Here is a 14,528-nt window from a genome sequence, read left to right on the forward strand (position 1 = left end):
CTGGTGAAATGGCTTGGGGCTATTTGAGCCCGGTAACGGCAACGCCGCGGACGAAGTAGCGCTGGAGGAAAAGGAAGAGGATCAGCACCGGCAGCAGCACGACGACAGCGCCAGCGAGCAACAGGCCGTAATCGGTCGAGCGCGCGGCCTGCGAGGCGACGGCGAGACCGACCGGCAATGTATAGGTGCCCTGGTCCTGTGCGACGATCAGCGGCCACAGGAAGTAGTTCCAGGAATTGAGGAAAGTGATGATGGCGACGGTGGCAAGGGCCGGCCCGACCAGCGGCAGGAAGATGCCGAAAAAGATTCGGAGTTCCCCGGCACCATCGAGGCGCGCGGCTTCGAGAAGCTCGTCCGGTACCGACTGGGCGAACTGGCGCATGATGAAAACTGCGATCGGCATCACGGTGATGGGCAGGATGATGCCGGCCAGTGTGTTGACGAGGCCGAACTGCACGATGATGAAGAACGAGGGAACGAACAGGGCGATGTAGGGGATCATCATCGCCGCCAGTATGCAGCCGAAGACAAAGCGGCTGCCGTTGAACGGGATCTTCGCCAACGCGTAGCCGGCGAGCGAGCTGAACAGGACGTTCGCAATGACCGTCAGCGCCGACACGATCAGCGAATTGGTCATGTAGGTGCCGAATTGGCGGTTCGTGAACAGCTCGATGAAGTTGCCGAAATTGCCGAAATCCTGCGGCAGCCAGGCGCCGGGCGCGGCGAGGATTTCGCCCTGGGTCTTGAACGCCCCGAAGAACACCCAGACGAAGGGCAGCAGCGCGATGACGGCGACGAGGGTCAGCGCGGCGTAGAGGATCGAGGTGCGGAGGGCCGAATTCTTGATCATTGGCTTGCCCGCAGCAGGCGCAACTGGAGGAGCCCGAGCACCACGACGATGGCGAGCATCACGTAGGAGCCGGCCATGGCCGAAGCGATGTTGCCATGGCCGAACTGCTCGTAGACCCAGAGGGCGACCGAGCGGGTCGAGCCGATCGGCCCGCCTTTGGTCAGCAGGTAGGGCTCATCGAAGATGTTCATGTAGGAGACGGTCATCAGCACCGTCACCAGCACGGTCGCCGGCCGCAGCAGCGGCAGGGTCATCGAGGTGAACCGCCGCCACGACGAAGCGCCGTCGATGGCCGCGGCCTCATAGACGTCGCCGGGGATGGCCTGCAGCCCGGCGAGGAACAGCACCATGCAGGTGCCGACATTGCGCCAGGTGGTCAGCAGGATGACCGTGGTGATCGCCATGTTGGGGTCGCCGAGCCAGTTCGGCCCTGCCAGTCCGACCGAGGCGAGGAAGGTGTTGACCGGCCCCTTGAGCGTGAAAGCGTATTGCCAAATGACGGCTGCGGCGACGACGTTGGTGATGACCGGGAGATAGAAGGCGGCCCGATAGGTGGCACGCAGGTGTTTGATGCCGCTGTTGAGCGCCAGGGCCAGTGCCAGGCCGATGGCCATGGTCAGCGGCACGCCCAGGACGATGAAGGTGCCGGTCGTTCCCAGCGACTTGAGAAAGCCGGCATTGGTCAGGACGCGGACGAAGGTATCGAAGAGCACGAAGTCGACGCCGAATGGACGCCTTATGTCGGCAACCCCGATATCGGTGAAACTGTAGAACAGCGCGATGAGGGCGGGGATCGCTGTAAAGACGAAGAACACCAAGAGGAATGGCGCCACGAACATCCATGCCGTCGCGGCCTGCCATCGCGTGGGCCGGGCTTGCCTGATATCCGCGTGAGCCAACGGAGTTCTCCGGGAGAGAGACAATCAAGGAAAAGGGTAGGGGAGACGGCGCGCCTCCCCTGCGAACTCGGGGCCTTAGTTGCCGACGCCGGCCGACTCCGCGAAACTCTGCACGTCGTCGAGCACCTGCTTGGCGGTCGCCTGGCCGCGGGCAACCAGTTCCATCTGCTGGCCGAGATAGGTGCCCACCTGATTCCAGGTCGGGACCTGGGGGATGTCCACGGCGGTCAGCAGCGCCTCGCGCTCGGCATTCAGCAGCGCGTTGCCAGCGATGGCGGGATCGTCCCATGCGGCCTTGACGGCCGGCAGGCTGCCGAATTCCCTGTACCAGGCAACCTGGGTTGCGGGCTGGCTCCAGTAGCGCACGAGCTTCCAGGCTGCGGTCTGGTTCTTGCCGTCCTTCAGCACGGCGAGGCTACCCGAACCGAGGGCCGAGAAGCTGCCGGCCGGACCGGCAGGCATGATCGCGGTGCCGAGGTTCTGGTCGACCCAGTCCCTGCCATTGGCGTCGACGAGCCACTGTTCGAACCAGGGGCCGATGTCCTTGCCGGCGATCTCATTGGTGGTGAACCATGGCACGGTATCGAGGAACTTCGGTCCGTCGGGCGAGGCCAGGCCCTCGGTGAAGAACGAGCCCCAGTATTCCAGCGCCGCGATGTTCTCAGCGGAATTGATGGTCCACTGCGTCTGGTCGGCGTTGATGAAGCTGCCGCCGTTCTGGTGGACGTATTCGTTGAGACCCTGTGCGTTGTAGATGTCGTAGCCGATATCCATGCCGAGGCCCCACGTGGCACCCTGGGCCTGCATGGCCTTGGCGAACGTCTTCATCTCGTCCCAGGTCTTGGGAGCCGAGAGGCCGGCCTTTTCCGCCAGATCCTTGCGGTACTGGAAGAAGGTGGCGTAGGCGTCCATCGGCACACCATAGGCCACGCCGCCCTTGACGTTGGTGCCATAGGCGCCCGGGAAGAAGTCGTCAGGATTGACCAGTCCATCCGGAACCGCGGCGAAGGCGCCGGTGGCCATCAGGCTGGCCTGGCTCTGGGAGTAGACCCGCACGAGGTCAGGCACCGTGCCGGCAGCGATCGCGGTCAGCAGCTTGGCGTCGAACTGGTCCGACGGAATCTGCGTTACCTGGATATCGAGCTCCGGGTTCGCCTTTTCGAAATCCGCGAGAAAGGCCGGGAGCTTCTCGCCTTCGGCGCCACCGATCCAGACCTGCAAGGCGCCGGTGGCCGGGGCATCATCGATGGCCTGGGCGAAGGCGGTGCCGGCGAGGCCGAGCGAGACGGTCAGTGACGTTGCAGCAAGCAGGGCTGCCGTTCGGGCTAGGTGTTTGATGGACATGATACCTCTGTCTCAAGCTGGGGGATGAGTAGGCACATCTGGAGCCCTCCAGGAGGTTGCCGAAGCTTCCTTCGTCGGGTACCGGTTTCTCTTGGCAATCGATTGCCACGCGGCTATTGGTTGCATATGATGATTTTGTACGCAAGCGGGATTTGTGCCCACGAGATAGGCGACTGCTCGAGTCGTGTCTCGGCCGGAGCTGCGGCTCTGGCATGGGCTGGCGGGCCGTCGTCGCCGAACCTCGCTAAGCCCTTGGCGATGATTGACGACTCGTTTGCCGAACAATCGGCGGACCTGCCGGTGCAACTGCCGGCGAATTCTTCCAGATGGAGCAAATAGTTACGATGGCCGAAGTCACTTTCGACGCGCTGATAGTCGGTTCGGGTGCCTCAGGGTCCTTTGCGGCACACGAACTCTCGGCGCAGGGGCTAAAGGTCCTGCAACTGGAGGCAGGCCCGGAAATCGGCCCGGCCGACTTCGACCCGTCCGCCAATCCCCGCCAGTCGGATATCAACCTGTGGCAGCGCGCCAAGGCGACATTGCTCGGGCAGGGCGTGCAGGCGCGCGCGGCCTTCTTCGATGGCCGGATGCGCCACCTGTTCATCAACGACCGCAAGAACCCATACTCGACTCCCCCCGACGCCCCGTTCGTATGGATCAGGGCGCGCCAGGCGGGGGGGCGGACGCACGTCTTCGGTCGCGTCCTGCTGCGCTGGACCGACGACGACTTCAAGGTGCAGAGCCGCACCGGGCGGGGTGTAGACTGGCCTATCGACTACGCCGAGTTGGCCCCGTTCTACGAAGAAGTCGAACGATCGCTCGAGCTCTACGGCCAGGTGGACGGCGTGCCGACGCTGCCCGACAGCGCCTATGCCCATCGTGCCGAACTGACCGGGGCCGAATTGCTGTTCAAGGAGGCGGTGGAGGCGAGGTGGCCCGAACGCAAAGTGGTGACCTGGCGCTATATCGGTCCGGAGCCGACCCGGGTGTTGCGGCCGATGCGGGAGGCGATTGCCAGCGGCAGGCTCGACATTCGTTACAACACCGTCGTCCGCAAGGTCCTGACCGACGCGAGCGGCACGAGGGCCATCGGCGTCGAGGCCATCGACACGCAGACCGGACAAATGACGGTGCTGCACGCCCGGTCGGTCGTCCTCTGCGCGTCCCCGGTCGAGAGCGTACGGCTGATGCTGAACTCCGCTTCACCGGCCCATCAACAGGGCCTCGCCAACAGTTCGGGCACGCTCGGACGCTATTTCATGGATCAACTGCCCTGCGTCGCAGCCGGCACCTTCCCGCCGGCCAAAGGCTGGTCTACGGCCGATACCGCGCCGGCCGATTCGTTTTACCGGCCGTCCGGTGGCATCTACCTGCCGCGTTTTCTCGAGGAGGATGGCGTCACGGCCGGCACCGATTTCGCCTACCAGGGGTCGGTCGGGCGCAGCCGAACCGCGGACGATGGCCCATCGCGGTTCAGCTTCTTCGGTTACGGCGCCATGGTGCCTGATGCCGAGAACCGGATCACGCTCGATCCTCGCCGCAAGGACAGCTGGGGCGTGCCGATCCCACACATCCGCTGCAAGATCGGGCCGGAGGACGAAGAGACGCTGAAGCGTGAGATCGACGCACTGGTCGAGACCGTCGAGGGCGTCGGCGGCGAGCTCGAGTTTGTCGGCTCGCCCCTGGGGCTCGTCGAAAAGGGCAGGGGCGCCTACCCCGATGCGGATCCGTTCAGCCGGCTGGCGTTCCGAACCCTGTTCGGCAAGACCATGGTCATGGGCGCCGCCATTCACGAAGCGGGCGGCGCGCGGATGGGAAGCACAAAGACCGACTCGGTGCTCAATCGCTGGAACCAGAGCTGGGATGTCCCCAACCTCCTCGTCACCGATGCCAGCGCCTTTGCCGGCAGCGGAGTGTCGGGAACGACGCTGACGATCATGGCGATGACGGTCCGTGCCTGTCGTCACCTCGCTGCCGAGCTGAAGTCCGGGCAACTGTAAACAGGCGGAAAACGGAGACTTGCGGTAATCGGGGCGCACCAAGAGAGCTGTGGGTAGACGGTCATAACTGTCTGCCGATGCGAGAAAATCCCGCTAAAAGCGGGTCAGGATCGAGAGGCCATGGCGAAGCGGGCGGACATTCGGACGGCAGGACCCTCGATTGCCGACGTCGCCCGGGAAGCCGGAGTGGCAACGTCGACGGTCAGCCGTGCGCTGACCATCCCAGGGCGCATCGCCGAACCGACCCGCCTCAAGGTCGAGGCCGCCGCCCGTAAGCTCGGCTATACCGGTGGCAACCAGACTGCCCGCAACCTGCGGGTCGGGACCCCGCCTACCATCATGATCGTGATGCCAGACGAGCTCTATATCGGTGCGTCGCAGACCGTGACCGAGGTGCTGCGGGTCGTGGCGAGCAGCCTCGTGGAGCGGGGGTTCTCGCTGCTGATCGCCAACGTCTCGCGCGAAGCGGAGACTGACGAGCACATTCTCACGGTGGCGCTCGGCGGCACGGTCTCCGGCATCCTGCTGATGGCGACGAATGTGCCGGAAGTGAACGGGCGCAGCCTCGTCGAAGCCGGCCTGCCGATCGTCTCATTGCACTTCGATCTGAGCCGACTGGGTATCCCGAGTGTCGTCAGCGACGATCACGACGCCATTGTTGCGGCAACGAAAAAGCTCGCGGCGCTTGGGCACGAGCGTTTCCTTTATGTGCGCGGTCGGCTCGGCAACTATCATGATTTCGAGCGTCTTCGCGGGGTGCGGGATGCGCTGTCGGGTATCGGTCTGCCCGAAACTGCTCTCCGGCTCAGCCAGGGTGACTATAGCTTCACCGGGGGCATCGCGGCGGCCCAGGATTTCCTGCAGCTTCCCGCGGAAAGCCGGCCTACCGCCGTGATCTGCGCCAACGACGACACGGCCATCGGCTTCATCAAGACCGTGACCGACGGCGGCTTGACGGTGCCGGACGACGTATCCGTCATCGGCTTCGATGGCGCCGCCGTGGGCCCTTTCATGACGCCGCCGCTGTCCACCGTTCAGCAGGACACCGCCGAACTGGGTCGCCGCGCGGCCAACCTGATCATTGATAACGTCCTCGGCGAACACCTGAGCAACGAGCAGCGCTTCGAGGTGCCCTGCACGATCGTGCTGCGCGACAGCGTGGGCGCGCCGCCTGTGGGGCCTCAGCCGGTCAGATAGGCCGCGCGCCAGTCGTCCGTGGCGGCGATGGCAGCGCCGGTCTCGTCGAACAGATGCACGAAGGCCGGCGGGAAGCCGACTTCGATCGTGTCGCCTGCCTTCACCGCAGAGATGCCGCGGATCGCGACGGTGAACGGCGCATCGCCCGGTGCCATGCCATGGACGATGGTTTCCGAACCCAGCACTTCGGTCGTCGTTACCGTAACAAGGAGCGGGCCGCCGCGGACTTCAGCGTGCTCCGGGCGAATACCGAGAGTGACTGGCGCGCCCTCGGTGAGGGGGATGGTGCGTCCTGGCAGCGATGCGACGGCACCGCCGTCGAGCAGCACCGATTGCCCCTGCACCTTGCCGGTCAGGAAGTTCATCGGCGGGGCGCCGAGGAAGCCGGCCACGAAGCGGTTGCGGGGGCGGGCGTAGAGCTCGATCGGGGAGCCGACCTGTTCGACGCGGCCGTCGTTGAGGACGACGATCTGGTCGGCCATGGTCATCGCTTCGACTTGGTCGTGCGTGACGTAAACCATTGTCGAACCAAGGCGTTTGTGCAGCGCAATCAGCTCGCCGCGCATCTTGATGCGCAGTTCGGCATCGAGGTTGGAGAGGGGTTCGTCGAAGAGGAAAGCCTTGGGTTCCTTGACGATGGCGCGACCGATGGCGACGCGCTGGCTCTGGCCGCCCGAGAGCTGGTTCGGGCGGCGATTGAGGAGGTGGCCGATCTGCAGGATGTCGGCGGCTTTCTTCACCCGGGTAGCAATCTCTGGCTTGGCAAGTCGTTGATTTTCCAGCCCGAATTTCAGGTTCTGCTCGACGCTCATGTGGGGATAGAGGGCGTAGGACTGGAACACCATGGCCATGCCGCGGGCCGAGGGCAGCAGGTGGTCGCAGCGGGTGCCGTCGATCTGGACTTCGCCGCTGGTGACCTCTTCGAGGCCGGCCATCATGCGTAGCAAGGTGGACTTGCCGCAGCCGGAGGGGCCGACGAAGACGGTGAAGGAGCCGTCGCGGATGGTGAGGTCGATGCCGTGGATAACTTCCAGCGACTGGAAGCTCTTGGTCACCGATTTGAGCTGAATCTCGGCCATGGACTCTACTGGCAGTCGGGGGTCACAACGGGTGATGGCGCGGCGAATGTCCGGCCATCGACTATGATCTTCTGGCCGGCTTTCAGCGACCCACCGAGAAGCTCGATGCTGATTTCGTCGCCGGACCGGGTGAGGGTGCCGAAAGCAGTGCCGGCCGACCAGAAGAGGCGGTAGTCACCTGCGACCTTCGGAGAGAAACTGAGCGTGCCGGCAACGAAATCGGCCTGCAATCCGGAGAAGGCATTGACCAACTGCCAGGCGGACATCGAGCGGGCGTAGTAGGAGCCGCATTCGATGTCGTTCCACGGGTTGCGGGCGGCGCCGTCGTGGCGGTCGCGGGCGGCGCGGACGATCTCGAGGCCCTCGGCGACAAGGCCGTGCATGATCATGTGCGAGGCCGACATGTACTCGATGCCGGTCCACACTTCCTCGGCATAGGGCGCGGCGACCATGGGCTGGCGGATGCCTTCGGGATAGGTGGCGATCAGCAGCCCGCCCTCGTCCTCGAAGGCATAGTTGCGGCAGGGATTGAAGTGATCGGCAAGGGTGGGGCGGAAGTTGTTCGCATGGACCGACTTCAGCGCCGTCTCGATGCGGGTCTTGTCGAGGAACTGGCCGATGCCGGCGACCTCCGCATGCCACTGGCCGAGGATCTGGTCGGAGATGCAGCCTTCGCCCATCTGGTACTTGATCTCGCCGAACTCGTCGGACCAGTAGACGTCCATGAAGCTATCGGCGAGGACGCCGGCGGCGCGGCCGGTGTCGAACGGGGTCAGCACCGACTTGTCGGAAAGGTCGATCTTCTGGACGAACCAGCGGCCGTTGAAGAGCTCGCGGTCGATATATTCGGCGCCGGCCTTGCCCATCTCCGCGGTCTTGGCCGAGAGCTCGGCGTCGCCAACAACATCGGCCATTTCCGAGGTGGCGAGGAGGGCCGCGACATACATGGAGCCGAGCCATGAGTTCGGGCCGAAGAGCTCCATGTCGAGGGTCTGGTGCTGGCGGCCGGAGAGGATGCCGGTCTGGTCCGGGTCCCAGCGGTCGGAGTTTTCCTCGCTCCAGGCATATTCGATGGCGCGCTTCACCTGCGGCCAGTAGCGCTTCAGCCACTCGGTGTCGCCCGAGAGCTTCCAGTCGCGATAGGTCTTGATGATGGCGCCGAAATGCCCGTCGGCGCAGGGGCCGATGATGTCGAAGCCGTTGCCGAGCGGCAGCTTCTGGCGGAAGGTCAGGCCGCCCGAGGGCAGCATGTTGTAGGTGAACTCGGTCTCGCGCAGGGTGCGTTCGATGGCCGGGAAGAGATGCGCCAGCGCCTGCTGGTAGTTCCAGACATGGGTGCAGGAGCCTTCGCAGGAGCCGTCATTGGTGTGCTGGCCTTCCCAGGCCCAGAGCTCGCCATTCTCGAGCCTGATCACTGTCGCGGTGCGGAGCAGGGCCAGGGTCGCGCTCGCCGCGTCCTTCACTTCGGCGGGGAGGGTGGTGTCGAAGAGGCCATCGCGGAAGGCGAGGGTCTTTGCCTTGAGCTGGTCCCAGCGCGTGAGGGCATCGGTGGCCGTGGCCAGCGAGTCGGCCCACTGGGTCGAGTAGTAATTGGTCCAGGTCGGGGTCGCCTTATCGGGGATCACTCCGTCGGGCTTCGAGCGATGGGCCCAGTAGACATCGCCCTTGGGGAAGCTCCAGGAGATGACGAAACGCACGGTCTTGCGGCCGCCGGCCGGCACGGTGACTTTGGCGCCGAGCGTCGTGTGCTCGGGCTGGAGGTACATGTGCCGGGTGCGCGGCTTTTCGTAGTGGCGGGTCGGGAGCGGGCCGGGGCGGGCGAACTCTTTCCAGTAGACGGCAAGGTCGTCGAACCACTGGCCGCGGAAATGGTAGTCGGTGTGTTCGACCTCGTCGGCATCCGTCGCGATGGTGAGGTCACCGCGGTCGCTTTCCTTGAGCTCCGGGTCAGCAGAGGTGAGGTGCATGGCGCTGATGCCACTGGCCGTTCGGAACTCGTGGCGGCCACTGTTGGAGCCGTAGTTTCCGAGCGTGCCGGCGAGCGTGTAGGTCAGCTCCTCCCCAGTCGAGTTGACGATCTCGAATTCCAGCATCGCCGCCGGCATCGAGCTGTCGCGATCCTCGTGCGGGATGAAGGGCGAGAAGGCGGTCATGCGGACGGCGCCGGGGAAGCGCTCATCGGAGAAGACGAGGTCGGCGGTGGGGAAGCGGCCGTAGAAATCGACATGCTTGAAATGCGGTACGCCGACCATGGTCTGGCGGTTGGCGCCATGGCCGAAGCCGTCGAACATCTTGCGCATTCCCGGCGCGCCGGAGGGGTTGAGGTCGTAAGGGCCGTTGAGCACGCGCGCGTCGACCAGCTCGCCGTTCTTCTCCGCTTTGATGGCGAAGTGCGAGTAGCCGTTGTAGCTCTGCAGCGCCGGACGGTTGCGCAACGACCAATCGATCAGCCGGCCGCTGCCAGAGATCGAGAATCCGCCCGACCCGATGCCGCCCAACGGGAAGGCGAGGTAGCGGGAGCGCTCACCGGCATAGTGAAAACGTTTGTCGATGGCGGCGAGGTCGTCCCACATGAAAAGCAGTCCCTGTCAGTTCTTGATGCCGCTCATCGTGATGCCTTCGATCACGAACTTCTGGGCAATGAGGAAGAGGAGCACGACGGGCAGGATGGACATGCTCATGGCCGCCATCACGAGCGAGAGGCTGCCCGAGCCGAGGTAGCCGCGCAGCACGTCCATGGCGACCGGCAGGGTCATCGAGGTTTCACGCCCGAGCAGCACGCGCGCCTGGAAATAGTAGTTCCAGGTCTGGGTGAAGGTGATGATGCCGAGTGCCGAGAGGGCGGGGCGCAGCTGCGGTAGCGAGATGCGCCAGAAGATCTTGAGGTAGCCGGCACCGTCCATCAGGGCCGCTTCCTCCAACGCCTTGGGCTGGCTGAGCATGAACTGGCGCATCAGGAACACGCCAAAGCTCGAGGTCAGGTACATGAGCGCGAGGCCGATCGGCTGGTTGATGAGCCCGACCCGCGCATAGCCAAGATAGATCGGCAGGATCGTCACCTGCGCCGGGAACATCAGCCCGACGAGGAGGATGAAGAACAGCGTATCGCGACCGCGGAACTCGAGCCGCGCGAAGGCAAAGGCGGCGAGTGTGCAGGTGACGAGCTGGCCGATGGTCACCACCACGGCGATCAGCAGCGAGTTGCCGTAAATCTGGACGAACGGAACGCGCGAGGCGAGTACGGCAGCGTAGTTGGAGAGGTCGAGGCTGGTCGGCCAGAAGGTCGGCGGCAGCTTGTAGGCTTCTGAGACCGGCTTGAACGACACCGAGAACAGCCACAGGAACGGCAGCAGCATGCCGATGGCGAGCACGGCGATGACGGCGATGATGGTGTAGTCGAGCCAGCGCTTCGCGGCCTGGGTCTGGAGGGCGTTGTTCATCGCTGCACCCACTTGCGCGACAGGAGTTGCTGGATGGCGGTGATGATGAGGATGATCACCGTCATCACCACCGAGATCGCCGCGGCGTAGCCGATCTGGAAGCTGCCGAAGCCTTGCTCGACGATAAGGATCGAGAGCGAGCGCGTGGCGTCGCCGGGCCCGCCCTGGGTCAGGATGACGATCGACTCATAGACCTGCAGCGCCCCGATCGAGGCGTAGACGATGCAGAAGAACACGACCGGCGAGATGTAGGGCAGGGTGATGCGGAAGAACTGCCGCCACGCCGGCGTCCCGTCCATCACGGCGGCTTCGATGATGTTCTTCGGCACGCCCTGGAGGGCGGCGATGAAGATGATCATGAAGAAGCCGGTGTTCTTCCACACGTCCATGATGACGATCGAGGTCATGGCCGTGCTCGCATCGGTGAGCCAGCGTACGCCGGGGATGCCCACAAGGCGTAGGAAGTAGTTGATGACGCCGAGGTCGTCGCCGAAGAAGTAGCTCCAGACGATCGAGACGAAGGCCGCCGCGATGATCACCGGCAGGAAGAAGGCGAGCCGGAAGAAATAGAGCAGCCAGCCGGGCATGGCGCGGTTCAGCGCAATGGCGAGGATCAGCCCGATCGAGACGTTGAAGGTCACCGCGAAGAAGGTGAAGCGCAGCGTGTTCCAGAGGATCTCCAGCGAGCGCCGATCGGTGAAGAAGCGCTGGAAGTTCTCGAGCCCGACCCAGCGCGAACCGAGCATCGGATCGTAGAAGGCAAAGCTCAGGATGACGGTGAGGATCACCGGGGCGAGGACGAAGGTGAGATAGAGCAGCGAGGTCGGCAGCACGAAGAGATAGCCGGTCCGGGCTTGCGCACGACGGAGATCTGAGGGTTGGCGCTTTCGTGGTGCTGTGATGCTTGCTGTGGACACGGTGCTCGTCCGCATTGATCCGACTGATAGAGACGACCCCCTCCCGGCCTCCCCATAAAGGGGGAGGTGAAGAGGCGAGGCTCGGTCTTCGACAGTGCCAGCTACGCCGGCGGGGCACCTCCCCCTTATGGGGAGGATGGGAGGGGGCCGTCTGCATCGGCAAACTATCCCCCTCCCGCGGGAGGAACTCAGCCGCCCATCTGCTGCTTCAGCCGCGCGAAGGACTCGTTGAGTTCGGCGTCGGCGGCTTTGGTGCCGTCGGCGATGGTTTCCTGGCCCGACATCATCGCGGTGTAGTGGCGGATGAAGATCTTCTCGACTTCCTGGAAATTGGCAGGCGAGGGCACCGGAACGGTGAAGGGCAGCGTCTCGTAGTAGAGGAAGGCGCTAGGCGGGAATGCGAGGAAGGCTTCGGTCGACGCCGCCGACTTGCGGCCCGGCACACCGCCGCCGCGCTCGCCCTGTTCGCGCTGCGTCTCTTCGCTGGTGAGTTCGAGGACGAGGGCCTTGGCGAGGTCGACATTGGCCGCCGTCTTGTTGATCGCGTAGGCGCCGAAGCCGATGACGGTCGCTTCCTTCTCCTTTTGCGGAGGAATGGCGATGTCCATGTTGACGCTGTTCTTCTTGGCGTTCTGGACGATCCACTGGCCGCGATTGATCATCGCCACCTGGCCGGCCATGAACTGGTTGTCCATGGTCTCGGCTCCCGGGATGGGGGAGACGCCATCGACATGGATCAGGTCGTAAAGGAACTGCAGCGTGTCGGCGACCTTGGGGTCGAGCATGTTGGAGGCGGACCAGTCGGCATTGAGGATGCCGGTGCCGTTCGAGAAAAACCAGGGCTGGATGAAGAAGTTCTGGTTCGGCACTTCATAGCCGAACTGGGTGACGGTGCCGGAGCCATCCTTGACCGTCAGCGCCTTGGCGGTCTCGCGGAACTGGTCCCAGGTCCAACCGCGGGCCGGGTAGGCCACGCCTGCCTTGTCGAACAGGTCGCGGTTGTAGTTGATCATGATGTTGTTCCAGCCGATGGGGATGTAGTTGATGTTCCCCTTGTACGAGCCCTGTTCGAACAGGCTGGGTGCGAAGTCCGAGAAGCCCGTGTTGGCGGCGACGAAATCATTGAGCGGCAGCCACAGGTCGCGCGCGGAGAAGGCCTGGAAGGTCTCGATGGCGGTGCCGTAGACGTCGGCCGCCGAGCCAGAGGTGAACTGGCCGAGCACCTTGGTGACGTAGTCGCCCCAGCCGGTCGAGATCGGGTCGATCGACACTTCGACCGTGACGTTCGGATAGGCCTTGTTGAAGCGCGCGATGGCACTCTGGATGCCGGCGAGTTCGGCGTCGCCGCCGAAGGTCTGCAGCTTCAGCGCCGCCGCGACATCGGATTGCGCGAAGCTGCGGCCGATACCGAGGCCGGCCCCGGCGGCGAGAGCCGCGGACGACAGCAGCAGGCTGCGCCGTGAAAGCTTGGTCATGTAGTCCTCCCCTTGTGCGCCGTTGGCGCGTTGCGGTTTCGCCTCTGTGGTCGAAACGTTTCGTGCTCGGTGCGGTAAAGTGGTGCGGGGTGGATCTCCCTCCGCCGCGAATGACCGGATTTGCTAACACGAAACGTTTCGTATAGTGCATTTCGCGATGCGCTTGGCAAGACTGTTTTGTCGGAGTGGCGCTGTCGGAGGAGTTGGCTAATTGGCCACCATCAAGGATGTGGCCCGGCGGGCAGGGGTGGCGGTGTCCACGGCATCGGCGGCAATCAACCGCTCGGCGCCGGTCAGCGAGGATGTCATCGCCAAGGTCGAAGCGGCGGTGCGCGAGATCGGCTACGTGCCGCACATGGCGGCGCGCAGCCTCAGGATGGGCCAATCCCAGCTCATCGGCCTCATCCTCCCCGATATCACCAACCCGCATTTCGCCAAGGTAGCCAAGGTGGTGGAATCGGCCTGCCTCGAGGCCGGCTACATGGCCGCCGTTTATTCGACCAGCGAGGACTACGATCGCGAGCGGCAGATCCTTGAGATGATGCGGCTGCAGCGCGTCGCGGGGCTGATCATCATCCCTACGCGCTCCGATATCGAGCACGGCCGGCGCCTCGGCGAACAGATCCACGTGCCCACCGTGCTGCTCGACAGCTTCGTCGAGGGCCTGCCTTATGATGTGGTGAAGCTCGACAATATCACCGCCGGGCGGCTCGCCACCGAGCACCTGATCGGGCTCGGGCATAGCCGCATCGCCGTAACGCGCGGCCGGGCCAATATCATCACCGGCGAGGACCGCCTGCGGGGCTACCTCGCCGCGCATGAGGCGCACGGCATCCCGGTCGAGGAACGGCTGCTGATCGAGGGCCGGTTCGACCAGGGCGTGGCGCATGACGCGGTACTGCGGCTGATGCGCAATGGGAACCCGCCGACCGCCATCTTCGCTCTCTCCAACATGATGATGCTCGGCACGCTCAACGCCCTGCGCGAGCTGGACATCGCCGTGCCCGACGATGTTTCGGTGATCGGCATCGACGATTTCGACTTCGCCAACATCATGAGCCCGCCGCCGACCGTGGTTGCCGCCCCGGTCGAAGCCATGGCGCAACGGGCGATCGACACCCTGCTCGGGCAGATTCGCAGCAAGGCGGAGCCTAGCGGAGGCGTCGAATTGTTCGAGCCACGCCTCATCGCCCGCGCCAGTACAGGACGGCCATCCGCCTAACGCGCGCCTTGCATTTGTCGTGGCGCGGCGAAAGCTCCGCTTGAGCGAGGGGGCATTTCTTTCTACCAGAGGGCCGGGCGCGCCGAGACGGGTTCGCCGCGACAC

The 14,528-nt window shown here is 64.4% G+C and carries 11 protein-coding genes; 3 read left to right on the forward strand and 8 right to left on the reverse strand.

From position 1 onward, the window contains the following. Positions 1-19: 19 nt before the first annotated feature. The 3 genes from ACOYW5_RS18025 to ACOYW5_RS18035 form a co-directional block, all read right to left on the reverse strand. Positions 20-850, reverse strand: a complete 831-nt coding sequence (locus tag ACOYW5_RS18025; RefSeq protein WP_423066270.1) for a carbohydrate ABC transporter permease — start codon at positions 848-850, stop codon at positions 20-22. Beyond that, entirely contained in the window at positions 847-1,689 is an 843-nt protein-coding gene (locus tag ACOYW5_RS18030) for a carbohydrate ABC transporter permease (RefSeq protein ID WP_423066271.1), read from the reverse strand. Before ACOYW5_RS18030 ends, ACOYW5_RS18025 begins: the two co-directional genes overlap by 4 nt. Positions 1,690-1,824: 135 nt before the next feature. Then, positions 1,825-3,093 carry an extracellular solute-binding protein gene (locus ACOYW5_RS18035; protein WP_423066272.1) on the reverse strand — a complete coding sequence of 423 codons (1,269 nt, stop codon included), beginning with the start codon at positions 3,091-3,093 and terminating at the stop codon, positions 1,825-1,827. Between the two features lie 344 nt (positions 3,094-3,437). On the opposite strand from ACOYW5_RS18035, the gene ACOYW5_RS18040 reads away from it, so the two are divergent. Together ACOYW5_RS18040 and ACOYW5_RS18045 are read left to right on the forward strand one after the other, a co-directional pair. Beyond that, positions 3,438-5,093, forward strand: a complete 1,656-nt coding sequence (locus tag ACOYW5_RS18040) for a GMC oxidoreductase (RefSeq protein WP_423066273.1) — start codon at positions 3,438-3,440, stop codon at positions 5,091-5,093. 120 nt (positions 5,094-5,213) lie between these two features. Beyond that, complete coding sequence (locus ACOYW5_RS18045) at positions 5,214-6,290, forward strand: LacI family DNA-binding transcriptional regulator (RefSeq protein WP_423066274.1); 1,077 nt, start codon at positions 5,214-5,216, stop codon at positions 6,288-6,290. Here ACOYW5_RS18045 and ACOYW5_RS18050 read toward each other — a convergent pair. The 5 genes from ACOYW5_RS18050 to ACOYW5_RS18070 all read right to left on the reverse strand — a co-directional run bounded on the left by ACOYW5_RS18050 (position 6,275) and on the right by ACOYW5_RS18070 (position 13,201). After that, entirely contained in the window at positions 6,275-7,369 is a 1,095-nt protein-coding gene (locus tag ACOYW5_RS18050; protein WP_423066275.1) for an ABC transporter ATP-binding protein, read from the reverse strand. The genes ACOYW5_RS18045 and ACOYW5_RS18050 overlap by 16 nt on opposite strands. 5 nt (positions 7,370-7,374) lie before the next feature. Next, positions 7,375-9,942 carry a GH116 family glycosyl-hydrolase gene (locus ACOYW5_RS18055; protein ID WP_423066277.1) on the reverse strand — a complete coding sequence of 856 codons (2,568 nt, stop codon included), beginning with the start codon at positions 9,940-9,942 and terminating at the stop codon, positions 7,375-7,377. 15 nt (positions 9,943-9,957) lie between these two features. Beyond that, positions 9,958-10,809 carry a carbohydrate ABC transporter permease gene (locus ACOYW5_RS18060; RefSeq protein ID WP_423066278.1) on the reverse strand — a complete coding sequence of 284 codons (852 nt, stop codon included), beginning with the start codon at positions 10,807-10,809 and terminating at the stop codon, positions 9,958-9,960. After that, positions 10,806-11,642: a carbohydrate ABC transporter permease gene (locus ACOYW5_RS18065; protein ID WP_423066279.1), complete on the reverse strand. Its 837-nt coding sequence runs from the start codon at positions 11,640-11,642 to the stop codon at positions 10,806-10,808. Before ACOYW5_RS18065 ends, ACOYW5_RS18060 begins: the two co-directional genes overlap by 4 nt. 272 nt (positions 11,643-11,914) lie before the next feature. Beyond that, a complete protein-coding gene (locus tag ACOYW5_RS18070) occupies positions 11,915-13,201 on the reverse strand; it encodes an ABC transporter substrate-binding protein (RefSeq protein ID WP_423066280.1) in 1,287 nt (428 codons plus the stop codon). Between the two features lie 211 nt (positions 13,202-13,412). On the opposite strand from ACOYW5_RS18070, the gene ACOYW5_RS18075 reads away from it, so the two are divergent. Beyond that, positions 13,413-14,423: a LacI family DNA-binding transcriptional regulator gene (locus ACOYW5_RS18075; protein WP_423066281.1), complete on the forward strand. Its 1,011-nt coding sequence runs from the start codon at positions 13,413-13,415 to the stop codon at positions 14,421-14,423. Positions 14,424-14,528 lie beyond the last annotated feature (105 nt).

Origin of the sequence: Devosia sp. CN2-171 (assembly GCF_049354815.1) — a bacterium.
GTDB lineage: Bacteria > Pseudomonadota > Alphaproteobacteria > Rhizobiales > Devosiaceae > Devosia_A.